This window comes from Flavobacterium micromati, from assembly GCF_900129585.1.
Classification (GTDB): Bacteria; Bacteroidota; Bacteroidia; order Flavobacteriales; family Flavobacteriaceae; genus Flavobacterium; species Flavobacterium micromati.
Window position 1 is genome coordinate 240,742 of the sequence record NZ_FQWF01000004.1, and the last position, 24,335, is coordinate 265,076.

The 24,335-nt window shown below is 33.0% G+C and carries 20 protein-coding genes; 10 read left to right on the forward strand and 10 right to left on the reverse strand.

The genetic code is table 11. The annotated features are described in order from the left end of the window. The first annotated feature begins 5 nt into the window (after nt 1–5). The gene (locus BUB42_RS06160) at nt 6–3,977 is read left to right on the forward strand and encodes a PAS domain S-box protein (RefSeq protein WP_073018205.1); all 3,972 of its coding nucleotides are present in this window, start codon (nt 6–8) and stop codon (nt 3,975–3,977) included. Nucleotides 3,978–4,072: 95 nt separating this feature from the next. Here the strand turns inward: BUB42_RS06160 and BUB42_RS06165 are convergent, their stop codons facing one another. After that, nucleotides 4,073–4,618 carry a hypothetical protein gene (locus tag BUB42_RS06165; protein ID WP_073018207.1) on the reverse strand — a complete coding sequence of 182 codons (546 nt, stop codon included), beginning with the start codon at nt 4,616–4,618 and terminating at the stop codon, nt 4,073–4,075. Nucleotides 4,619–5,148: 530 nt separating this feature from the next. Here BUB42_RS06165 and BUB42_RS06170 point away from each other — a divergent pair. Then, on the forward strand, nt 5,149–6,861 hold the full coding sequence (locus tag BUB42_RS06170; protein WP_073018208.1) for an FAD/NAD(P)-binding protein: 1,713 nt from the start codon (nt 5,149–5,151) through the stop codon (nt 6,859–6,861). 243 nt (nt 6,862–7,104) lie between these two features. After that, a complete protein-coding gene (locus tag BUB42_RS06175) occupies nt 7,105–8,082 on the forward strand; it encodes an aldose epimerase family protein (RefSeq protein ID WP_073018209.1) in 978 nt (325 codons plus the stop codon). Nucleotides 8,083–8,172: 90 nt separating this feature from the next. Here the strand turns inward: BUB42_RS06175 and BUB42_RS06180 are convergent, their stop codons facing one another. Further along, a complete protein-coding gene (locus tag BUB42_RS06180; RefSeq protein WP_073018210.1) occupies nt 8,173–8,928 on the reverse strand; it encodes a phosphatase PAP2 family protein in 756 nt (251 codons plus the stop codon). Between the two features lie 323 nt (nt 8,929–9,251). Here BUB42_RS06180 and BUB42_RS06185 point away from each other — a divergent pair, with 323 nt between their 5' ends. The 7 genes from BUB42_RS06185 to msrB all read left to right on the forward strand — a co-directional run bounded on the left by BUB42_RS06185 (nt 9,252) and on the right by msrB (nt 17,214). Beyond that, the gene (locus BUB42_RS06185; RefSeq protein WP_170857192.1) at nt 9,252–9,938 is read left to right on the forward strand and encodes a TIGR04282 family arsenosugar biosynthesis glycosyltransferase; all 687 of its coding nucleotides are present in this window, start codon (nt 9,252–9,254) and stop codon (nt 9,936–9,938) included. Between the two features lie 41 nt (nt 9,939–9,979). Then, entirely contained in the window at nt 9,980–12,955 is a 2,976-nt protein-coding gene (locus BUB42_RS06190; protein ID WP_073018213.1) for a TonB-dependent receptor plug domain-containing protein, read from the forward strand. Between the two features lie 172 nt (nt 12,956–13,127). Next, nucleotides 13,128–14,117: a phosphotransferase gene (locus tag BUB42_RS06195; protein WP_073018214.1), complete on the forward strand. Its 990-nt coding sequence runs from the start codon at nt 13,128–13,130 to the stop codon at nt 14,115–14,117. A gap of 51 nt (nt 14,118–14,168) precedes the next feature. Then, on the forward strand, nt 14,169–14,519 hold the full coding sequence (locus BUB42_RS06200; protein WP_073018215.1) for a hypothetical protein: 351 nt from the start codon (nt 14,169–14,171) through the stop codon (nt 14,517–14,519). 390 nt (nt 14,520–14,909) lie between these two features. Then, nucleotides 14,910–15,872: a nucleoside hydrolase gene (locus BUB42_RS06205; protein WP_073018216.1), complete on the forward strand. Its 963-nt coding sequence runs from the start codon at nt 14,910–14,912 to the stop codon at nt 15,870–15,872. 167 nt (nt 15,873–16,039) lie between these two features. Further along, a complete protein-coding gene (gene msrA, locus BUB42_RS06210) occupies nt 16,040–16,672 on the forward strand; it encodes a peptide-methionine (S)-S-oxide reductase MsrA (protein WP_170857193.1) in 633 nt (210 codons plus the stop codon). Between the two features lie 5 nt (nt 16,673–16,677). Beyond that, nucleotides 16,678–17,214, forward strand: coding sequence for a peptide-methionine (R)-S-oxide reductase MsrB (gene msrB, locus BUB42_RS06215; RefSeq protein ID WP_073018217.1), 537 nt, complete (start codon nt 16,678–16,680; stop codon nt 17,212–17,214). 161 nt (nt 17,215–17,375) lie between these two features. Here msrB and BUB42_RS06220 read toward each other — a convergent pair whose 3' ends face one another. The 8 genes from BUB42_RS06220 to BUB42_RS06255 form a co-directional block, all read right to left on the reverse strand. Then, complete coding sequence (locus BUB42_RS06220) at nt 17,376–19,037, reverse strand: serine hydrolase domain-containing protein (protein WP_073018218.1); 1,662 nt, start codon at nt 19,035–19,037, stop codon at nt 17,376–17,378. A gap of 68 nt (nt 19,038–19,105) precedes the next feature. Beyond that, entirely contained in the window at nt 19,106–19,906 is an 801-nt protein-coding gene (locus BUB42_RS06225) for a helix-turn-helix domain-containing protein (protein WP_073018219.1), read from the reverse strand. Nucleotides 19,907–19,931: 25 nt separating this feature from the next. Beyond that, on the reverse strand, nt 19,932–20,618 hold the full coding sequence (locus tag BUB42_RS06230) for a haloacid dehalogenase type II (protein WP_073018220.1): 687 nt from the start codon (nt 20,616–20,618) through the stop codon (nt 19,932–19,934). A 450-nt stretch (nt 20,619–21,068) separates the two neighbouring features. Next, nucleotides 21,069–21,629, reverse strand: a complete 561-nt coding sequence (locus BUB42_RS06235) for a peroxidase-related enzyme (protein ID WP_073018221.1) — start codon at nt 21,627–21,629, stop codon at nt 21,069–21,071. Between the two features lie 135 nt (nt 21,630–21,764). Continuing rightward, on the reverse strand, nt 21,765–22,316 hold the full coding sequence (locus BUB42_RS06240) for a carboxymuconolactone decarboxylase family protein (protein ID WP_073018222.1): 552 nt from the start codon (nt 22,314–22,316) through the stop codon (nt 21,765–21,767). Nucleotides 22,317–22,406: 90 nt separating this feature from the next. Beyond that, on the reverse strand, nt 22,407–23,261 hold the full coding sequence (locus BUB42_RS06245) for a helix-turn-helix domain-containing protein (protein WP_073018253.1): 855 nt from the start codon (nt 23,259–23,261) through the stop codon (nt 22,407–22,409). Between the two features lie 76 nt (nt 23,262–23,337). Continuing rightward, the gene (locus tag BUB42_RS06250; protein WP_073018223.1) at nt 23,338–23,607 is read right to left on the reverse strand and encodes a hypothetical protein; all 270 of its coding nucleotides are present in this window, start codon (nt 23,605–23,607) and stop codon (nt 23,338–23,340) included. 22 nt (nt 23,608–23,629) lie between these two features. Continuing rightward, the gene (locus BUB42_RS06255; RefSeq protein WP_073018224.1) at nt 23,630–24,211 is read right to left on the reverse strand and encodes a sigma-70 family RNA polymerase sigma factor; all 582 of its coding nucleotides are present in this window, start codon (nt 24,209–24,211) and stop codon (nt 23,630–23,632) included. Between the last annotated feature and the right edge of the window lie 124 nt (nt 24,212–24,335).

A 24,335-nucleotide genomic window follows, 5' to 3' on the forward strand; every position in this document is an offset into this window, starting at 1 on the left:
ATCCCATGAGCACGCAAATTAACAACCAGGATTTCTTAAACGGTGGCGGCGAAATGGGAAAACTTGTGCGCGCTAAAAATTGGTCTGAAACGCCATTGGGAAATCCAGATTTGTGGCCGCTGAGTTTAAGAACTATTGCATCAGTAGTGCTTAACAATCCATTTGGGATGGCCATTGCTTGGGGAAAAGAGTACATACAAATATATAATGATAGTTATCGTCCTATTCTAGGAGAATTAAAACATCCATACGCTTTAGGAATTAGCACGCATAAAAGTTTTCCAGAAATATGGAAAACAATCAAGCCGCTTTTAGATAAAGCGATGAAAGGAGAATCTACTGGATTATCAGATTTTATTTTGCCGTTAGAGCGAAATGGTTATATTGAAAAATGCTGTTTTGATTTGGCTTACAGTCCAATTAGAGTGGAAAATGGCGAAGTGGGTGGTGTTTTGATTACAGTTATTGAAACCACAACAAAAAAAAATATTCAGGACGAGCTAAAAGAAAGCGAAGAGCGATTTAAAGCTATTGCCGATAATATTCCAAACTTGGCTTGGATGGCGAATGCTGATGGTTCTGTATACTGGTACAATAAAAAATGGTATGAGTACACTGGAACAACATTTGAAGAAATGCAAGGCTGGGGCTGGCAGGCGGTTTATAAGGAGGAAGAACTTGTAGCTATTTTGAAAGAATGGAAGTTTGCATTGGAGCAAGGTATACCATTTGAGGTGATTTATCCAATGAAGGGCGTCGATGGCGAATACCGTCATTTTCTAACAAGGGCATTACCGGTTAAAAACAACAATGGCGAAATATTAAACTGGTTTGGTACTAATACCGATATTACAGAACAAAAAGTGGCGGAGGAAGCGCTTTTAGCAAGTAAAAAAGAACTTGAATTTGTAATTGAAGCAGCTAAACTAGGAACTTTTGATTATAATCCTCAAACTAATAAATTTTCTACAAATACACGTCTCAAGAATTGGTTTGGTTTTTCAGCTGATGAAAATATTGACTTGTTTGATGCAACCAGTATAATCGTTGAGCAGGATAGAAGTAAAGTGTTTAACGCTATAGAAACTGCCTTAGAATACGCTTCAGGCGGTAACTATGACATAGTCTACAATATCTTAAACCCAATTACCAAAAAAGAACTTACGCTTCATGCAAAAGGCAAAGTTTTTTTTGATACTAATAATGATGCTTGTCGGTTAAATGGAACGGTTGAAGATATTACTTCGCAAACCATTGCACGGAAAAAATTAGAGCAAAGTGAAAATAACTTACGATCGATGATACTGCAAGCTCCGATGGCTATATCGATAATGCGGGGTCCAAATTACATAATTGAAATTGCTAATAAAAAAGCATTGGCAATTTGGGATAAAACAGAGGAAGATGTTTTTGACAAGTCCATCTTTGAAGTATTACTAGATGTCGATAAAGAAACTTTAAAAGGAATTTTAGATACTGTCACTCTCACAGGACATAATTTTTCAACCACTGAAAGCCCTGTAACAATACATAGTAGTGGTAATGAAGAAATCGTTTATATAAACTTTTCATACGAAGCGCTTTTCGATGAAAATGGAAAAAACAACGGCATTATGAACATTGGTTTTGACGTCACCGCACAAGTTCTTGCCCGTAAAGAAGTTGAAAAAAGTGAACAAAGCATACGTAGTTTAATAGAAAGCGCCCCTTTCCCAATAGGTGTTTACACTGGAGCTGAGATGCGCATTACACTTGCCAATCAAGCCATTATTGATGCTTGGGGCAAAAACATTAATGCTATTGGAATGTTGTATAAAGACCTTATGCCTGAACTTGAAAACCAAAATATCTATAAACAAATAGGAGATGTTTTTAATAGTGGTGTCGCATTTCATGCCAAAAATCAACGTGTTGATATTTTTAAGGACGGAGCCTTAAAACCATTTTATTTTAATTACAGTTTTACACCATTATTAGACGCAAACGGCCAAATTTACGGTGTAATGAATACCGCTGCCGATGTCAGTGAGCTGCATGAAACTAAGGGAAAGATAGAAGAGAGCGAAAAACGTTTTAGAGATGCCGTTTATCAGGCGCCTGTAGCCATGGTTATTTTTAGAGGGGAAGATAATATTGTTGAGATGGTAAATGCTCCTTATTTAGAACTAGTCGGTAAAACAGAAAGCGAGTTTTTAGGAAAACCTCTTTATGAATCATTACCAGACGTTGAAGTGGCGATAGGCACTATTATTAAAGATATTTATAAAACGGAGACCGCTTATTTTGGTTATGAATTCCCTGTCGTTTTAAATCGATATGGGAAGAAAGAAACGGCCTATTTTAACTTTGTGTATCACCCATTGAAAGAAAATAATGAAGTCACCGGAATTATGGCAGTGGCTACAGATGTAACTGCCAATTTTATAGCAAAAAAAGCACTTGAAGAGAATGAACAGCGACTAAATATTGTCATAAATGCAAGTGAATTAGGAATTTGGGAACTAGATATGTTAACTGATGAAACGAAAATATCTGAACGTGTATTAGAGATTTTGGCACTTCCTAAAGATAAGAATTTTAGTAGAAAACAACTCGTAAGTAAAATACATCCTGATGATTTGAAGATTAGAAAAATGGCTTACAAGAATGCACTTCAAACGGGAATATTACATTACGAGGTAAGGATAATAAATGATACTGTTATTCATTGGATTGAAGCAAAAGGAACATTATTTTTCAATGTCGATCATAAACCAATTCAAATTATAGGCACATTACGTGACGTTACTAATGAGAAAAACGTTCAAACACAATTAATAGAGCGGGAACAAAAATTTAGATTATTAGCTGATTCTATGCCCCAAATTGTATGGACTGCTAATCCCGAAGGCAAATTGAATTATTTTAATCAAGCCGTATTTGATTATTCAGGTTGCTCTCAGGACGAAATTATTGAAAAGGGATGGCTCTCGATTGTTCACGAGGAGGAATGGGAAGAAAACATGCAGAAATGGTTTGAATCAATTTCAACGGAGACTGATTTTATAATTGAGCACCGTTTTCGTAAAAATGATGGAAAGTATCGCTGGCAACTGAGTCGCGCGATACCACAGCGCGATAAAGAAGGGAAAATTACAATGTGGGTTGGTACAAGTACTGATATTCAAGATCAAAAAATGTTTACTAATGAATTAGAAAAGCAAGTACAGGAACGTACAAAAGAACTCTTTACGAAAAATGAAGATCTGGAAAAGATGAACAAAGAATTACAGTCGTTTGCTTATATTTCAAGTCACGATTTACAGGAACCTTTGCGAAAAATTCAAACATTTACCACTCAAATAAACGATGGTGAAATCAATAACCTCTCGGAAAAAGGAAAAGAAAAATTTCGTAGAATTCAAAATTCAGCGAACAGGATGCAAACGCTCATTCAAGACTTGCTAGCGTATTCGAGAACAAACATTCAAGAAATAATTTTTGAAAAAGCTACACTTTCTGTAATTGTTGAAGAGGTAAAAGAAGATTTAGAACAAGATTTACTAGACAAAAATATAGCGATTACAATCATAAATGATTGCGCCGTAGAAGTGATTCCTTTCCAGTTCAGACAAATGCTTTTTAATTTAATTAGCAATTCGCTGAAATTCACCAGAGAAAATAATATCCCAGTGATTACAATAGAGTGTTTTAGCGCCACAGGTTCTGAATTAAAAAACAGCAAATTGAACCAAGATATAAAATACTGCCATATTAAATTTAGGGATAACGGAATTGGATTTGAGCCTGAGTACAGTGAAAAAATATTTGAAGTTTTTCAACGTTTGCATGGCAAAGAGAAATATGCTGGCACAGGAATAGGATTAGCAATTGTAAGGAAAATTGTAGATAATCATAACGGATTTATAACCGCTAGTGGTGTTTTAAATGAAGGTGCTACTTTTGATATTTATGTTCCTATTTCAAAAACGTCATAAAAATTTACAATCAAATAGTATAATTGTTTTAAAATCTTAAAAAAAAATGCTTGCCAATAGATATGGTAAGGATTAATTTTAAAATATGATATTGTTTATTTATAAATTTCTTGTCCTTTGTTTGTTTTCCAATTTTGTTCTAAATAATCAGCATCTTCATCATTTCTTGGATTAACGCCCATTACTACATTTCCGCTGTTGATACCAGACTCGTAAATTTTTGCACGTTCTTCAGGAATTCCTGATCCTACAAGCGCGCCAATAAGTCCGCCTGCTATTCCACCAGCTCCAGCTCCAGCAAGTCCAGCAGCTAGTGGACCTGCGATTATGAAACCTAGTCCGGGAATTACTAAACTTGTTCCAATAGCAGCAATAACTCCGGCTATTGCACCAACAGTTCCACCTATTGCCGATCCAGTCCCAGCAGTTTCTGCCGCTTTTGTACCAAGATCTGAATCATCATTTTTATCAGAATAGTATTTATTGCGAGTTTCGTCAGACATTACTAAATTTATTTCATCTTTAGTATATCCGCGCTCGTTTAACGCATTGTATACACTCTCTGTACTTTCGCGATCTGCAAACATTCCAGTCAACATTGTACTTTTTCTTGTGCTTTCATTAGCTAGATTATTTTCCATAATAAGATAGTTTTAAAAAGTGAATTTGTTTTCACATTTACAAAGTTGGTTATAACGACATGAAAAATATTTACATCATTCTTTGAATTAGTTGTGAAATTTTTGACATTTTTCTGTCGTAATAAATTGAATTAAATTTTTGCTGATAATTTTTACTATCATTAATTAAGAAATATTACATACAGTTCTTCAAACACTTACCGAAACACCTACAAATAGATTTTTACTCCATATTTTTTGGAAAGTTTGCAGTTGCTTACGCTCTTAAAAAATCTATTTTATTAGTTGTAATTTATCTTTAATTGTATAAAATTAGTCTCAAATTACATAAATGATTATCAAAATATTGCATTATTTTTGGTAGAAATCGATAGTAATTTTTCTTTAATTTTGTTTTTCAGAGAATAGTTAATATAAAAATTGATTACTCAGAATGTAGTGTGTGGCAATTTGTTGCAACCCAAATTTAAAATGAACAGCGGAAAATTAAGTTAGGATCGCTAATTTGTAAATATAAAAAAGCAACTTTAATGACATTAAAAAGACGCATTGCAATAATAGGAGGAGGACCAAGTGCATTATTTATGTACAAAAGATTAATAGAATCGGGACAGCTCGATTTAGAAATTGAAATTTTCGAAAAAAAGAACGCATTGGGTTCTGGAATGCCTTATAGCTCAGAAGGAGCCAATGATGAACATGTTACAAATGTATCAGAGAATGAAATTCCTGATTTAGTTACTTCAGTTAGCGAATGGCTTAGCACTGTACCCGCTGATTTGCTGGTTCGTTTTGACATCAACCTTGAGAAGTTCAATGAATATAAGGTATTACCTAGGCTGCTTTTTGGTTATTATTTAACGGCACAATTTAATTTGCTACAACAAATAGCTTCTCAGTTCAATATTGAAACAATAGTTCATTATCAAAGTAATGTTATAGATGTGCAATACGATAGTGAAAACAAAGCAGTTTGGATTTACACAGCAACGGAAAAATTCAAATTTGATGATGCTGTAATTTGTACTGGCCATTCTTGGCCTTCAAAATTTGAAGGAAAGTACGAAGGTTGTTTTGATTCACCCTATCCGCCTGCTAAATTGAAAATTGAGATCAATCATCACGTCGCTATTAAAGGAGCTTCGCTGACTGCAATTGATGCAGTAAGAACATTAGCGCGGCAAAATGGTTTATTTTTCACTGATGATCACGGGAATTTAAACTACACATTAAACGAGCAGAGTACTAATTTTAAAATAATAATGCACTCCCTTAGCGGATTACTACCTGCAGTTCGCTTCCATTTAGAAGATAGTCTTTTGTCTAATAATGCGTTGTTAACTGCCGCCGAAATCGATAAACATAAAAAAGAAAACAACGGATTTATATCATTAGATTATCTTTTTCAAAAAGATTTCAAAGATATTTTCTTAAATAAAGATCCCGAATTTTATGATAAAATTAAACATTTTAGTATCGAAGAATTTGTCAATGAAATGATGGATTTACGTTTAAGATTAGATCCTTTTCTTCTGCTTAAGGCAGAATATACCGAAGCTGAAAAATCAATTAAAAGGCAGGAGTCTGTGTACTGGAAAGAGATGCTTGCAGTGCTAAGTTTTGCAATGAATCATCCTGCAAAATATTTTTCGGCAGAGGATATGCAGCGACTTCAAAAAGTGTTGATGCCGCTCATTTCAATTATAATTGCATTTGTTCCTCAAAAATCGTGTGTTGAACTACTCGCTTTGTATAATGCAGGTGTCCTTTCTTTATTATCCGTAAGTGATGACAGTAAAGTAGAACCTCAAGAAGAGGGAATTGTTTATCATTACATAGATGAGGACGGCGTATCGCATTCGCAAAGTTATAAAACGTACGTTGACTGTGTAGGCCAACCGCATTTGTCGTATGACGATTTTCCTTTCGAAGGTTTAAAAAAGCAAAAGCTAATAAGTCCTGCCCAATTGCGGTTTCAGTCTGCTGCTCTAGCCAAAGAGTGTTTAATAACAGGAAATGAAGCAATAGTAAATGATAGCCAAGGAAATTATTATTTAAAAGTGTCAGGAATTAGTATTAACGATAATTTCCAAATACTGGATTATTACGGCGCGTACAATGAAAATATTTATATTATGGCTGTTCCTTACATTGGAGGCTATAATCCAGATTATTCTGGATTAGACTTTTGTGAAGCAACTTCATTACGAATTGTAAACAATATGTTTGCAACAAAAACTTAAAATCGATTTTGTATAAGTATGTTAGATCTTGTCAATTGTTAATCTATAGATTTAAACCGTAAAATAATAGCACCGCAATTGGTACTCAGAAGGAAAATTTTTAAGTAAGCGTTTAAAATAGCGTGAAGTTTTTTTAACAGAATAAATAATCTAAAATATGTTGTTACTATTTTGACATTATTTCTTCATAGGCACTTTTTTATTGGAATAAAATAGAAGTAATTTGCGGTCTAATAAATTTTCATGGATCTTTTAAAAACGGTTACAATAAAAAATAATGCTGGAATGGAAGTAGAGATCGCTAATTTTGGAGCTACAATTATGCGCCTACTTGTTCCAAATAAGCAAAATACATTTACTAATGTTGTAGTTGGTTTGCAGCAGCCACAAGATTACATCAAGCAACCGTATATTAATCATCCGCTATATTTAGGATCTACAATTGGCAGATTTGCTGGCAGGATTTCAAATGGTTCTTTTACGATTGATGATACAAGATACAAAATTGAAAATAAGGATGGCGTTCATTTACATGGAGGCGTTGCAGGCTTTGATAAAAAATATTGGGAATTTACAGAGATTTTGACCACTAAAGTAGTTTTAAAATATGTAAGCAGTCACTTAGAGGAAGGATATCCTGGTAATTTAACTGTTGAGGCTGTATTTGAAATTACTGATGAAAATGAATTAAAAATCAGCTATTCGGCAACTACTGATGCAGCTACAATTGTCAATATCACAACACACCCTTATATCAATTTGAATGGTGGCGGAAGCATTTTAGAACACTCCTTAATAATCAACAGTGACGCGCATTTAGATGTTGATAATAAATTGTTGCCTACTGGCAAAGTTAACTCATCAAAGGATACTCAGTTTGACCGTCAGCTAATGGAAATTATTGGCAGAAACGATTTTGACGGTTTTGATGATACTTTTATTTTGAAAAATAATGATCATGCAGCCAAGCTCATTTCAAAAGACACAGGTATAGAATTGAATGTGCTTTCGAATCAGCCCGCAATGGTTGTTTTTACACCTAAAACCCTTGCAAAACTGCCTTTTAGTGGAGCTTACGCATCTAAAAATTATTCGGCAATATGTTTTGAGCCTCAAAATTATCCTAACGCACCAAATCAAAGTCACTTTCCAAATTCAATATTGCTTCCCGATCAAAAATACGTCAATGAAATAATGTTCCAGTTTTCAGTAAATATGTAATAGTTAGTTTAATCGTTCATTCAAATTTTGTCAGCTTTTTAGAATCTAAATGCGCACAATTTTGAGATTATTTACTTGATTTGCAATTATCTAAAACGATTTTAAAAGTCCGATACCATATTGATTTCCATTGTAAAATGGTGCTATTACCGTCGTATTATTTTTTTCTTTTGATTTGAAAATTTTTTCTTGGATAAAAGGGTTTATCCAATAAGCGATTTTAGTACTTAATATACCAATTCCAGCACCAGCAGCTACATCAGTTAACCAATGTCTATTATTTACGATCCTAAATATTCCTGTTCCTGTGGCCACTGCATATCCTGCAATTCCATACCATATTGATTTATCTTTGTATTCCTGCCAAAGAAATTCGGCGCCTGCAAATGCAGTTGCTGTATGTCCTGATGGAAAAGAATTAATAGAAGTTCCATCAGGTCTCGTGACTTTAGTTAAAGATTTTAGCCCTAAGACTGATGTTGTCATGATAAGGTATGAAGTTGCAAAAAGTATGGAACGATTCTTTAGATTGTTTTTGCCTTTTATTCCTGCAGCATTAAGTCCATAAACAGAAATGGCTGGTGCATATTGTGAAAAATCATCAAGTGTAACTTTTTCATCAATATGTTCTTTTACTTCTTCTTGAAGATCAAGATTAAAACTCTTAAGCTGGTCGCTTTCAATCCCAATAACTCCATATACTATTAATAATGAAGGTATTATTAGTTGTTTGTAATTAAATTTTATATTTGGAGAGGTATAGTTTTTCGACAAACTATCTTTTTTAATTTGTTGCGCATTTAAGGTCAATGCGCATAAAAGTGAAATTAAAATAAATTTTAGCATTTGGATTTTATTATATTAATTTAAATTTCGTACAAATTTATCCTTTATTTATTTGAGTACTTATTTCACCGACCAAGAATTAAGCTAATCTTAATTTAATGGAGCTTTGATGTCTTTGTTATAAATTAAAATTTCGATTTAAGGCGGAAATATTTTGAATTGGCGAAAGCATTTTCATTAAAATCAAAGTCTAACAAAAAAATAGAATATTTTTACTATTGAATATGAGATCAATTAGTACAAATTGAAGTGGAACTTTAATTTTTTATTTTCTTTTGTCAGTTTTAAGAATTATTTACGTCTATACATTTATGAATTTAAAAATGGATTTTTCAACCACTACAGCTATCCTGCTTTTTGCTCAAAGTGAAAAGATAGAAAGTGCCTTAAAACCAATTGCTTCTTGCTCCAAGCAAAATGTTTTATTGTGGAAGAAAATGAATGATAACAGTATAAAAATTATTCAAAAATCTAAATTGCCTTACTTTATTTCAAATGAAAATGATCAGGTAGGAGCAACTTTTGGAGAAAGAATAACGCATTCTATTCAAACCATTTTTGACAAAGGTTTTGAGAAAGTTATTGTTATAGGAAATGATTGTATTGAATTAAAAGCGCAACATTTGCTGCAAGCCGAAAGGGATTTAAAGACAAATAATCTGGTTCTGGGTAAAGATTTTTCAGGTGGCGCTTATTTAATAGGCGTTACAAAGTCAAAATTTAAACCCGAGCTGTTTAAAACTATTCTTTGGCAAACCAAAAATGCTTTTACAACTTTGCAAAAAATTTACAAACGAGAGGCAATCGCTTATCTTCCTTATTTAAATGATTGTAATAACACCTCCGATTTCAAACGAGCGACTCAAAAATTATCATTCTCCGATACTTTTAAAAAAATACTACTATCTTTTTTGTCAAATTTTGTTATCCAAAATGATTTTGAAACAAGATTTGATTATTCTTATTATCATGCTTTGAATTTTAATAAAGGATCACCTTGTAACGCCTAATTTTCCGTTTCAACTTTTTTTTAATTAAATATTCAAACCAAATGAAGCAATTATATATTTGGGCATTGCTGTTTATTTCAACAATAGCAATTGCTCAACAAGACTTAACCGTGTCTGTTATTGATGCAGTTACACAAAAACCGGTTTCTAATTTAGCGATAACATTAGAAAATAAAAGTAGAAATCAAAAACTAACTCAAACTTCTAACGCCCAAGGGAAAGCAATTTTTAGAAACCTCGAAGCGCTTGATGGGTATCAAGTTTTTTATGAGGAAACGCAGCAATATGCAGCTACAAGCTCTGATTTTATAAGTATTCGCTCTAATCAAAATCCGAATGTGACTTTGATTTTAACAAAAAGTGGTGCACAAGAATTAGATGAGGTTGTCATTTCGTCTGTATCGACTTCAAAAATTAATCGTAGTGATGCCGAAGTTTCATCAGAATTAACGGCAACTGAAATTCAGGAAATCCCCGTTGAAGGCCGCGATATTACTCGAGTTTTATATCGATTGCCTAATGTTTCTCAAGCCACCGGTTTTTATCCAGAAGCGCCCAATGTGAGTATTAATGGAGTCAATGGTTTATTTACTTCCTATTTGATTGACGGTATGGACAATAATGAACGATTTCTAGGAGGTCAAAAGTTTGCTATTCCATCAGGATTCGTGAAAAATATCACGGTTTTGACAAGTAATTTTTCGGCAGAATATGGGTTGACTGGTAGCGGAATAGTTGATATCACGCCTCGTTCAGGTTCTAATACAACCACCGGTGAAACTTTTTTCATTACGCGACCTGGCCCTTCTATTGATGGAAAATCCTCTTTCGCACAGCGTGATTTGTCAGGGAATCAGGTAAAAGATGGTTTTGCTCGTTACCAAGCTGGTGGCGGAGTTGGTGGAGCTATCGTAAAGGATAAGACATTTTATTATTTCAATTTTGAACATACCACTGATGTAAAGGATAATTTACTGAATGTTCCTGCTTTGGGTGTGAATGAAACGGTAAGAGGAACTAATACCTTTAATTATATTTCTACTAAAATTGACCAAAATTGGAATAAGAATTTCAGAAGTTCGCTGCGTGCCAATGTTGGTTTAGTGAACGTTGAAAGACAAGGAGGCGGTCTCGAAGGCGGCGTTGCATTTCCATCTTCCGCCAATACACAAAAGAGAAATAGTGTTTTGTTAGCATTAAAAAACGCGTATAGTTTTGGAAAAATAAGTGGGGAAACAAATATTCAATATAGTCTCTTTAATTGGGATTATGCCAATCCTTTAAATGCTAGTGATGCACAGGTCAGAGTTATAAACACTAATGACGAAACATTAGCTGTTTTAGGACATCCGGGTTTTCTTTTTAATACCAAAGAAAACACAGTTCAAATACAGCAAAAATTTAAATACTATATTGAAAATCATACATTCAAAGGTGGATTAAATTACATCAGAGGCAATCACGAATTGTTTGGTGGTGGGAATCCCAATGCAAACTACACGGTGAAACTAACACAACCTCAAATTGAGATAATAAACAATAGTGGTGTGGGAAGCAGTTTATCTATCAACAATATTCCAGCAAATGCCACTGTTGTAAATTATAATGTAGAATTGCGACCTGCTTCTTTTGGAACAAATCAAGACATTTATTCGGCTTATGTAGAGGATTTATGGTCGGTCACAGATAAACTAAATATAACGCTCGGATTGCGTTATGATTATGATAATTTATCAAAAGGCGGCAGTGATAAAGGAGATAACAACAATCTTGCGCCGCGATTTAATTTCAATTATAAGTTAACTAATAACAGTAGTTTTCGTGGTGGTTATGGAATTGCTTATGATAAAATTAATTATGCCGTTTTTAGCGATGCTTTGCAGCAAAATACAAAATCGGCAGATTATAGAACGCAATTACAAGATTTCATTAATTTGGGTATTTTGCCTGCAAATACGAATTTAGATGCTGTTACTTTCAATGGAAATATCTCGGCTAATTTGTCAAATGTTCCTTATTTGCAAGCACCAAGTGGCGATCAATTGCAAGCACAAAGGGAAGGTGCTTTTTCTAATGAAAGACGCATCTTAAACCCAAACGGGTATGACAATCCGTATTCTAATCAGTTTTCTTTAGGGTACCAATTACAAGTTGATGAAAATAAATTATTTTTTGTCGATTTAGTTCATAATCGTGGTGAGAATTTATTCCGTTTGCGAAATTTGAATGCTGCTTCCGAGTATGTAGTAGATCCTAGTAATGTAGTAGTTAGAACGCAAGCCGAAGCTGATGCAACAAGACCTGTACCAATTGTGAATAATACAGCTTCGATAAACGGACAAACCGTTACAGGAGTTGCCAGAAATGTGATAATTAGTGAAACTGAAGGGAAGTCAAGGTATTATGCAATGAGTGTAAATTACCAAAAAGCGAAAGGAAATGACAACTATTCCTATCGTTTAAATTATACTTTATCATCGCTCAAAAATGATACAGAAGACATTAACTTTAGAGCAATGGATGGTAATAATTATGGCAACGAATGGGGATCATCTATCAATGACAGAACGCACAATATTAACGGAATTTATAATTTTTATCCCTTTACTGGAACCACATTAACATTAGCAGGATTACTGCAAAGTGGTCAGCCAATAAACCGAATTCCACTTGGTTTTGGCACAACGGATTTGAATGGTGATGGTTCAGGGTTTAGTGATGCCTATCAGGGCAACAGTGACCGTTTTCCCGGCGAAAGCAGAAATAGCGATCGACTGCCATGGAGCACAACTTTTGATATTGGTTTACAACACCAATTTAAAATAACACCAAACAATAAAATCGAATTGCGGGCAGATATTTTCAATTTGTTTAACGCTGAAAATTTGAGTGGATATAGCAACAATGCCACTCAAAGTAACCAAATTCAAGGTGGTTCAGCCGCAAGTGGATTATTTACACAACGAAATGCTTCGCCACCTAGACAGTTTCAGTTTGGAGTACGATATTTATTTTAAAAATGACAATCCTGCCAGGTGCTGTAACTTTGCAGGATTTTGAATTTATTACCACAGTGCGTTAAGGATAGCAGCGAAAATCCTTTTTTGGGCTTTTTTGGCCAAAAAAGATTGTAGCGAATAGCCTGCCCGCCTTTTTTGGCGGGAACGCCCCAATTAAAAAATAGAATATATGTTTATACTAAATGCGAATGAGCCAAAAGAATTGGCTTCTTATTTAAAAAAAAATCAATGGTTATCCGATAATGAAACCATTGTTTCCGCAACAAAACCGGGAGAAGGCAATATGAATTATGTACTTCGGATAGAAACGGAGCAACGGACTTTTATAATCAAGCAATCTCGCGCTTACGTTGAAAAATATCCACAAGTAGCAGCGCCAGCATCGCGCGTTGTTACCGAAGCTGGTTTTTATCAAAAAATTTCTGAGGAAAGCTCTATTCAAAATAGGATGCCTAAATTGTTGGGATTGGATACGGTAAACAATATTTTGCTGTTGGAAGACTTGGGAAAATCGAATGATTACAGTGTTTTATATGACTTAAAACATCGTTTGACCACTGATGAGGTTATTGTTTTGGTCTCTTATTTGAATGAATTGCACATTCATTTTGAGAAAAACAAAGTCGATGATGAATTAGCAAATGTGGAATTGCGGAAACTGAATTACGAACATATTTTCAAATATCCTTTTCTTGAAGAGAATGGGTTTGATTTGGATTCCATTCAAATGGGTTTGCAGGAATTGGCTTTACCTTATAAAAAAGACGCTGCATTAAAAGTCCAATTGGAACTTTTAGGTTCGCTTTATCTCTCAAAAGGGAAATACTTATTGCACGGCGATTATTATCCTGGCAGTTGGTTGAAAACCGTTAAAGGAATCCAAATTATAGATCCGGAATTTTGCTATTATGGTTCGAGAGAATTTGATTTGGGTGTTTTTATTGCGCATTTATATCTTAGTCAACAAGATGAGAATTTAATAGCTGTTATAGCAAAAGAATACACTGCTTTTGCGGACTTAAATCCTAAAATTTTGAATGGTTTTGTCGGTATCGAAATAATGCGTCGCTTGATAGGATTAGCACAATTGCCTTTGCAAATGAATGTAAAAGAGAAGGCAGATTTATTGATATTTGCGAGAGAGTTAATTTTAGAATAATTTATTTTTGGATATAAATTATAAAGCTATGAGCTATTTAAAAACAAAAAAATGAATAGAAACAATCCAGAAATATTATTTAAAAACCATCTGAAAATTTATGTTTTGCCGAAAGACAAAATTATATTTGAATGTGAATTAGAAAATCAAAATATTCAATATTATTGTGATATCGAAAATCAACCCATGTTTGAAAACGGAATTAGATATTTTATTTTACAAATTGACAGAATAAAACTTGATAAAATTTTCAGAGAAAATGGAATTATTGCTCATACAGAAACAATTCCAACTTCGGATTATAGGGATGGGAAAAAAGCAATGAAATTGTACTTAAAAGTTGGCGGAATTGTAATAGGAATTATGATTATAATAATGATCGTTGAAAGTTTGCTGAAATAAAAATTGAAATGAAAAAAGTAGTAGAGTTTTTTATTCAAAAAATATAAGCAGAACCATAACCTCCTTTTTGATTTAGTGTGTGATTTAACGGAATTACCGTTTCGCATCAGGTTTTCGCTCAGTCACAAAATTTAGCGGTTACGAACTACAAACCATCTCAACCAGCCAAACGATATGACGGATAAATGATGAAACGGTACAATCCAAAAGCTAAGAAATAGAACCAAACTGGAGTAGCTAAAAAAATCAATTTAACTCCTGTAATCTATGGCAAAAAATAATTTTAAATTTATGACTAAGAGTATACGAGTGACAAATGAAATGATAAAAAGAAATTAAAAAAAATAAAAATTGGCGAATTCGCGGTGTGAAAAACTAAAAAAAAACATTATGAAAATCAAAATAATACTAATTACACTTTTACTTGCGACACAATTGCAAGCACAAACCAAAGTTTGGTTCGACACTGATATTATGATTGGAATGCCAGACAAAGAGGCCCGTGAAGTGGATGATGGCATTACCTTGATTATGGCACTCAAGCAACCGCAAATTGAAATTGTGGGGATTAGCAACATCACTTATGTGGATTATGGTTTTGGAGTCATAAATAAGATTTTGAATTGGCACAACAAAGGAAACGCTATTCCAGTATACAAAGGTTCGGCTTTTGCCAATGATTTAGGAACCGAGAACGATGCAACAAAAGCCTTGTATCAAGCCTTAAAAAAGGAGAAGCTTACTATTTTGGCGCTTGGGCCAATGACTAATATCGCAACTTTAATTAAAAATCATCCTGATATTATTCCGCAGATTGAAAAAATTGCTATTTGCGCGGCAAGAACGCCCGGTTTGCCATTTAATCCGGGTAATGGAAAATTGAATGTCTTTGATTACAACTATGAATTTGACACTGCTTCAATGGAAATTTTGTTGAATTCCACAATTCCTTTAGAGTTTGCTGGATATGAGCCAAGTTCTTACACACATATTGGCAATATTGATTTGGCTAGTTTAGATTTAACCAATGAAGCTGATAAGTGGTTGTTTGATGTGGTGCAACCGTGGATGGAATTGAACGAGAAATATTTTGGAGTTCGTGGATTTATTCCTTTTGATTGTTCGACATTAGGACTTGTTACACATCCTGAATATTTCACTTATTATGAAAACATCCCCATAAAAGTGACCTATAAAAAGAATGATGCTTTAGCCATTCAACCAGATAAACCTTATAAAAATTTTCTTGAGGTTTCTTATAAATTCAAAACGAAGAAGAAGGTAAAATATGCCATCAGAGCACTGCAGGGTTTTGAAGAAAAGATTTTGGAGACTTTGAGTGCAAAAAACTAACAAAATTTTAGCAGTTGTTTTAAAACCAAATCTCGAAATCAGCCGTAAATTGGTTTAGGTTTAGTTATCACATAAGCCAATCAGCAAAGGGTTTTTAAATTAAAAGGATACTTAAATAGAATACGTTTTAAAAATACAAAAATACAAAAATACAAAAACAATAAAATATGAAAATGAAATTCCTAAGTTTTGCCATTGTTTTGTTTGCAATTTCAAGTTGTAGCGCACAAACTGAAAAATTATCTTTGACTCCTAAAAAAGGAAAAGCTGTTGCTGTTTTTGCCTCAGGTTGTTTCTGGTGTACTGAGCATGTTTTTGAAGCTGTTGTAGGAGTGGATGAAGCGGTTTCAGGATATTCAGGTGGAACTACAAAAAATCCGTCTTACGAATCTGTAGGTTCAAATAAAACTGGACACGCGGAAGCAATTGCCGTTTTTTATGATCCAAAAATGGTTTCTTATAAAGAATTAGTAGCTGTATTTTTTGCCTCGCAAGATCCTACAACTCCTAATCAGCAAGGACCAGATAAGGGTTCCTCTTATCGTTCAATTGCTTTTTATAAAAATGCGGCAGAGAAAAGTATAATTGAAGATAAAATTAAGGAGCTTACCGCTAAAAAAGTATTTGCAAAACCTATTGTAACAGAAGTAAAGCCAGTTTCTGATTTTTATAAAGCAGAATCCTATCACCAAGATTATGTAAAGAAAAATCCCAATCAGCCTTATGTGAAAGGAGTTTCAGTGCCGAGATATAACAAGTTTATAAAAACCTACAAAGGAAAATTAAAACCTAAATTGTAATAATTATGAAACGATACCACCAATTGCTATTACCTTTAATAGTATTTACCGTAATGGCGTGTATGAAGTCAAATAAAAGTGACCAAACAATCTCAGCAACGGAAACAACAATTCAGCAGCAACCCTCATTGCTTTTGACAGATACATCAATAAAAAAAGTTGTAAAAACAGATTTACAATGGGAAAAGGAACTTACAGAAAATCAATATTATGTTTTGCGTAAAAAAGGAACGGAACGGGCTTTTCAAAATGAATTTGATAATAACAAAAAAAAGGGGAATTATTTTTGCGCAGCTTGTAAACTGCCGTTATTTTCCTCTACAACAAAATTTAATTCGGGAACGGGTTGGCCTAGTTTTTATGCACCCATAAATAACAACAGAGTAAAAGAAGTTGTTGACAAAAGTATGGGAATGGTTCGTGGTGAGATAGTTTGTGCACGTTGTGACGGACATTTGGGACATCTATTTGATGATGGACCTAAACCCACGGGATTGCGTTATTGTATGAACTCGGCAGCAATGTTATTCAAAGCATCCTAATAAATTTTAGTTAATTATTTATTTCAAAAAAAAGGCGTTTGTTTCAATTGAAATAAACGCCTTTATTGGTTTAATAAAGCTAAGCTGTTTGCAGCGGCAAATAGTGGAGTAGAACCAAAACCTACCGCAGACCTTAAAAATATTTGTATTTTGTAACTAACTTAGTTTGGAACAAAAGGCAAAATATATTTCTCAAAAATTGTTTCCGGTTGTTGTGTTTTTCCATTCCTATAATTTCCAGACGTGATAACTACGACGGTTTTTAAAGTGGGAATAACAAAAATATATTGCCCTCCAGCACCTCTAGCTTCAATTGATTTAATACTCTTACCGTTCACTTTATAAGTATGATGCCACCATAAATAGCCGTACCCATTTTTATCTTTTGTGTTTTCTAAAACTCGGTAATTTTCAAAAGAACTTTCAATCCACTTTTTTGATAATATTCTTTGTGAGTTCCATTTTCCCTTACTAAGATAAAGCTCTCCAAATTTTAGCATATCTCTAGAAGTCAGATACATTCCACCTCCAAAATAGGGTCTTCCATTTAAATCACTTTGTATTATATAATTTGAAATGTCTAGCTTTTGAAATAAATTTCTATCTATAAATATTTCTAAAGGCTCTGAAACTAAAGAATCCATTGCAACGCCCAATAAGTAAGGGTTTGCAGAGCCATAATTAGCATTTGTGTTTGGTCTGTTTATCATTGTGGCACTAAGAATAGCTGTAGTCATATCCTCGGCCATCTGATAATTATCTTCAACCGCAGGAGATTTTGGATTAGCATTAACTCCGTAATCAATGGCATCTAGGCCAGAACTCATTGTCAAAAGGCTCTGAATATCTATTTTGGCTTTTAAACTGTCCTTGTGAGTTTGATATTTTGCAGGTAAAAAAGCAAAAATAGATTGATCAACATTTTTAAATAATAATTGGTCTTTTGCGATGCCAACTATGGCAGATGAAATGCTTTTTGACGCCGAACGCATATCGTGGGGAATATTTTCATTGTAACCATCAAAATATTTCTCATAAATAAGTTTACCATTCCTCGAAATTAGTACCCCGTGTGTATTAAGCAAAGAATCTTTTGAAATTAGGCTTTCCATTTCAACGAGTTGAAGAATTGACTTTTTATTATCAGTATTGAAACCACCAATTTTCCAATCGATTGTGGATTTAGTCAAATTAATTTCAGAAATGAGATGGCTTCCTAAAAATATTCCTAATTGAATTTTATTATTTAATAACTCTCCTTTAAATAATAATCCAGTTTTAACATCATTAAATGCTATGTGACTGTTTTGTTTTTTAAAATTACTGCACCAAGTCCCTGTAAAACGATTATCTCCAAAAACAGGATAAGCCTCATAATCATTACCAGAGCCATTTTCGATACTTAAAAAAAACTTTTGAGACTTTTGTTCGTCCACCATTAATATGTTCCAAATCCCGACAAACGAATCATTTTTTACTTTACGTAACTTTAAATGATATAGCAGTAATCCAGATTTAATAAATCCATTTATTTCTTTCTTATTTGGTGCAACAGTGCCTTCAAATAATAAATTTTCTGCAAATGGGATATTTATCTGTCCATTAGCATTTGTTTTGAATCGATAATCAATAATGCTTTGATTGTTTGAAATTTTGAATGTAGCATCTCCAGACTGCAGGTTTTTTATTGCTACTGTAAAATTAAATATTTTAGAATTTTCTATTTTTCCTTCCCAGGGATGTGTGTATTCTTCCATTTGCTGTGCATTGACAGAAAGAATCAATAATAGTAAAAAAAATAATACGGTATTTTGAAATCTCATTTTTGATTTTTTAAATTGATCCGTAAAAATATAATTTTAATACGACGCAAAATTGTATAAAATTAACATTAGCAAATTTCTCTTAAAAGTTTTTTTGGTGTGGTATTATAGACCTTCTTAAAATTTGTAATGAAATGACTTTGGTCGTAAAAACCGCATTGATAACAAATTTCCGTCATTGATAATTTGTTTGAAGTAATAAGGTAAAACGCTTTATTGAGTTTCAGCAATCTTATATAATTACCTAGACTTGTCCCAAAATAACGATTAAATTCTCTTGATAGGTGAATTGGATGAATTTCTAATATCGAACTTAAATTATTTAAAGAATAATCTATTTCTTCTTCCCAAAGAAGTTCTTGAAGTTTGTTTACCCAAAAGGGTTTTTTGTAGATCTTTTCTGCAGGATTAATTATTTTATTAAATATTTCAACTAATAATACTTCGATACTTAAATTAGAAAATGTATCATTAATTTTAGTTTCGATAAATACTTTATTTATTAAATTCTTAATTAACGGGTTTCTGAGATTAATACTACCTTCAATACCTATTGTATTTATGTCAAAATTTGAAAACCAGTTCTCGTTAAGTTCAATATGAAAACCTCTAGTGTAATCAGGCGGTTTTATATTATAGTGAGCATCTTGCCAATTATGAAATAGTAAGCTGCCAGGTTCTAAATAATAGGACTCTTTTTTATTAGATTCAAATAATTTTCCTTGCATAAGATACGTGAAATAGGGGTTTTCATGATAATGCCAATCCACTTTACTATGTGTATATTCAGTATCTGTAATAGTTATATTTTCAAAAACTGACTTTTTGTAATGTGTTCCATAAAACTCTCCCGTTTCAAGTTTATCCATCGTTATTTTATTTTTAAGTATCTATTTAGTTATACGCCACGACAAATTGTTCTGCCATTGTGTAAATATCTTTCGCTTGAAAATCTGGTTTGTTAGATAAACTATACAATGATTGCCCTCCACGCTCGATAAAACAAGTCCGTAAGCCTGCATGTGAAGCCCCAGCTATGTCCCAACCGTGAGCAGCAATCAGTATCATTTCTTCAGGTTTAACACCTAATTCTTTAGCTGCCCATAAATAGGTTTCTGCTTCTGGTTTGTATTTTTTGATAGAATCAATGCTCAATGTTTGTTCGAAGAAATCTGTTAAACTTGAATTAATTAACTGTTGCTTTAACGCATTTGGTGGTGAGTTAGTTAAAGTAGCTAATCTAAAACCATGATCCTTCAAGAGCTTTAATCCTTTTTCCACATCTGGGTAAGCTTTTAATGTTTTTATTATCGAAAGAGTTTCTTTAATTTCATCTTCATTCACTTTTTTGTGCATTGACGTAGCTGCCATAGCTAACGTAGCTGCTGCAATTGTACTAAAGTCATGGTAATCATTGATACTGTTCGATACGATAGAGTAGTGCAGCAACATTCCAAACCAGATTCTAAATCCTTGCTCATTATCAAGTAGCGCATTCACCGATTTTTTTAAAGGAGTCATGTCGAGTAAAGTTTCGTTTACATCAAAAACTAGCACGGTTTTATTTTTTCTTAGTGTCATTTTTTGTAATTTCTTGAATTCAAATATTAAATTTCTTCTAAAGTACGTTTAAAACGAAGACTGAAATAAATATTTTTTTTATGGTGAAGCGTTCTTGCTCGAATGAATAATTTTTCATAATTCGTCCGTTATTAAAAACACCAAATTATAAAACTGTTTAAATGAAAAAAAAGGCACAAAATCAAAATTATTTTGCAACAAGGATTGATTAAAAATAAAACAGCTGTCGAACATAATTTTTCAGTAAGCAGGATTATAAGAGCGATTAATCACAATTTAAACTAACTTTTTAGCGACTTGAAATGGAAATTATCAAATAGAAAAATGTCGTAAGGATTGAATCAGGCCATCCTGCTGTCTACCATGCATAATTATTACATGTAAACTGTGGGTGATACCTTTTCATTCCTTATTCCATGCAGCCACAATGTATTTTTATTTCTGTTAAATTTAATATTTATAACCTGTTCCGCCATGAATCTCTAAACTAACACCGAGCCCTAAAACGATTCGATTTACAAAATTGAAATAGGCAATCACAAGCGTTGCGTCTAAAATAGCTTGATCAGAAAAACCTATAATTTTGAGTTTATTTATGTGATCGGGTTCTTTGAAATCATCGGGCTTAATAGTTAGATTTTTTGCAAATTCACAAAGTGCAATTTCTTTTTCCGTAAGTTGCGCTTCATGAAAATTGTTGCGTAATTGTAAGATTTTTTTATCATCTTTCCAGTAGTTGTCTAAAGCTTCTGAATGATGAATTTGACAATAATGACAGTTGTTTGAAACCGAAGTTATCACGGCCATCATTTCACGTTCCGCTCTGGAAAGTTCAGATTTTGCAAACATAATTTCCATATACAAATCGATATGTTTGACTATACTTTCAGGCCTTAAACTCTGTATTTTGTGCACTTCGGCAAGTTGTCCTCTCTTTTGAATCAAGTCATCGTAGATTTCTTTTAATCTGCCTGTTGCTTCATTTTGTTCGATTGTTTTAATAAATGCCATTGGTCAGCTGGTTTAATTTTAAAATATAGACGATATTATTTTGATTCACTGACAATAGTATTCAATTTCTATTGAAAACGAAAAAACCAACATAGACAAACTATGTTGGTTCTAGTACTAAAGTATAAATAAAAATTATTTTTTCCAAGTTCTTCCTGCAAATGCCGCGTCAACCTCTGGATTTGTAATGTGATTGGAGTAATTACTCATCGCTTTTACTGCTATTCCAGCAATAATTCCCAAAACGTGAGTTTCTAAATAGCCTGCAGCTAAAAACGCATCGACTTCGGCTTGCGAAACATTGCCGCGAGTTGCAGTTAGGGAACGCGTTAATTTTGATAACGCGGCTAATTTGACATCAGGAATTTGTGTATCATTACGAATTGCATCTGTGACTTCTGTAGGTACTTTTGACATTTTGTCTCCAATAAAACTATGGGCCGCCACGCAATACTCGCAATTGTTTTCATAAGCTACAGAAAGAAAAACTACTTCCTGTTCTATTGAATTGAACCCGGAGTTGGCTCTGAAAGAAGTGTAAGCATAAATGTATGCATCTAAAAGCGCAGGATTTGCGCCCATAGTTTTATACATATTAGGAATGAAACCTAATCCTTTTTGAGTTTTGTCAAAAATTTCCTGAGTAATGGGAGAAACCGAAAGGTTCTCTAATTTTAAATGTGCCATTGTATTTGTTTTTTAAATTAATAAAGTAGTTTATATTAACACTGCAAATATCCGATGAATCGCAAAATAAAATTTTAGCTAAAAGTTCAACTATTTGCTTATCCGGTCCAAACGGTAGTTTGAGGGAGATACATTGTATTTATCATGGAAAAGTTTTGAAAAAGTAGCCAGATCATTAAAGCCACAATCAAAAGCGATATCAGTAATTCGTTCCTCAGAGATACGTAAAAGTTCCGCTGATTTTTCCAATCTTTTATTCCGAATGTAGCTTGCTGGACTATCGTCATAATTTTTTTTGAATTCCCTTTTAAAAGACGATAAGCTCAAATTAGTCATTACAGCTAATTCTTCTGTGGAAAAATGGTAGAAGAGGTTGCTTTCAATGATTTGTTTGAAATTATAACTGGTAGGAGAAAACAGCTGCGATAATATTTGCTGAATAATAGGAGCATTTTTTGTTTGACATAAAAGCAAAATGATTTCTTTTAATTTGATCACTAATAGATCCTCACTAATAAGAGTTGGGTTATCAAAATAAAACAATAAACTCTCAATGTATTTTTCGATTAAAAAATCATTATTGATTGTGCTCAAGTCAATGTTTAAATCTACAAAATCAGGTTTTTGAAAAACTTTAGGCAAGTCTGTCTTGTATATTTTTTTTAGTATTTCGGGATGAAAATGAATTATAACAATTTCATGTTTTTGGGATGTAGCAGTGCTTCTTATTTGGCTAAAGTAATTACCACATTTTAATAATACCGCGTCATTTTGCGGAATAACAACGTTTTGATTTGGAGTATTATAATTAATTTGTCCCTCAAGAATATATAGAAAACAGGCCTCATCAGGCATCGGATTTGGAATCTTGAAAGGCGATTGAATAATTAGCTTTTCAAATATTTTTTTGCCAAAAAGTTCGTATCGTTTTCGTTCTACTATCATTTTAAATATCTTATTTTGTTTGCCAAAAAAAAAAGTTAAACCTTTAAAAAAAGAATTACTGATAATTTGCACAAGATCAGATTTTCTTAATCTCTTCAATTATTTTATTTTTTTTGTCTTCATCTAATTTTGAAGGTTTTTTACTGGAATCAATAGCAAACCATTTACTTATAAGTGCATCTATTAATTTGGATTGTTTTTCGTAAGCATTACAAGTTCCACACATGGCTTTGTGTGCTCGTAATTGCAATTTTTCTTTTAAAGTCAACGAAGTGAACATTTGTTTGTCTATTAACTCTGTAGTTTTTTTACAGGTTCTCAACAATATTCTCATTATTTTTTGCATTTTATTCGAATATTAAAGTTGATTATACCCATTTTAATTCTAGACATTTTTTTAAAAGCAGCTTGGATCTATGAACAATCTGCCAATAATTAGACGCCGTAATCTCTAATTCCTGACAAATTGTTTCTGTTTTTTTCTCGCTTAAGTATTTAGATGTTACGGCTAATTTCCATTTCTGAGGCAGATCCTCCATACAGCTTTCCATTATAGAATTGAATTCAGGATTGTCTAATAATTCCTGCTCTTGATCCCAAACAGGATTGATGTTATACGTTTCCCAACATCCAGTTTTGTAAAAAATGCTGTTTGAAAGTTCATTACCGCTATTTTCAGTGATACTAAAGTTTTTCTTTGTAGTTCGAGCGCTCAATCGGTAATGATCGATTACTTTATTATTGAGAATGGAAAACAGCCAAGTCTTAGGCTGACTTTTACCTTCAAAACTTTCTATTTTATGGAACGCAGATAAAAAAGTGTCTTGTACTAAATCTTCTGCAATTTCTTTAGAGGAAGTTTTAAAAAATGCCCAAGAATAGAGTTCATCGCTAAATTGATTGACCCATTGTTCTACAATTGATTTTGAATTTTCTTTATTCAGCTGCATGAAATTTCTCTTTTTTATTAAAAAAATTCCACTACGATCCGAAAGTCTAAAATAAAAAGTGCCTGAGATTCCCTTATTTTTGTTTTGCGAAAAATAAAATAATTATATGGGACTCTTCAGGCGG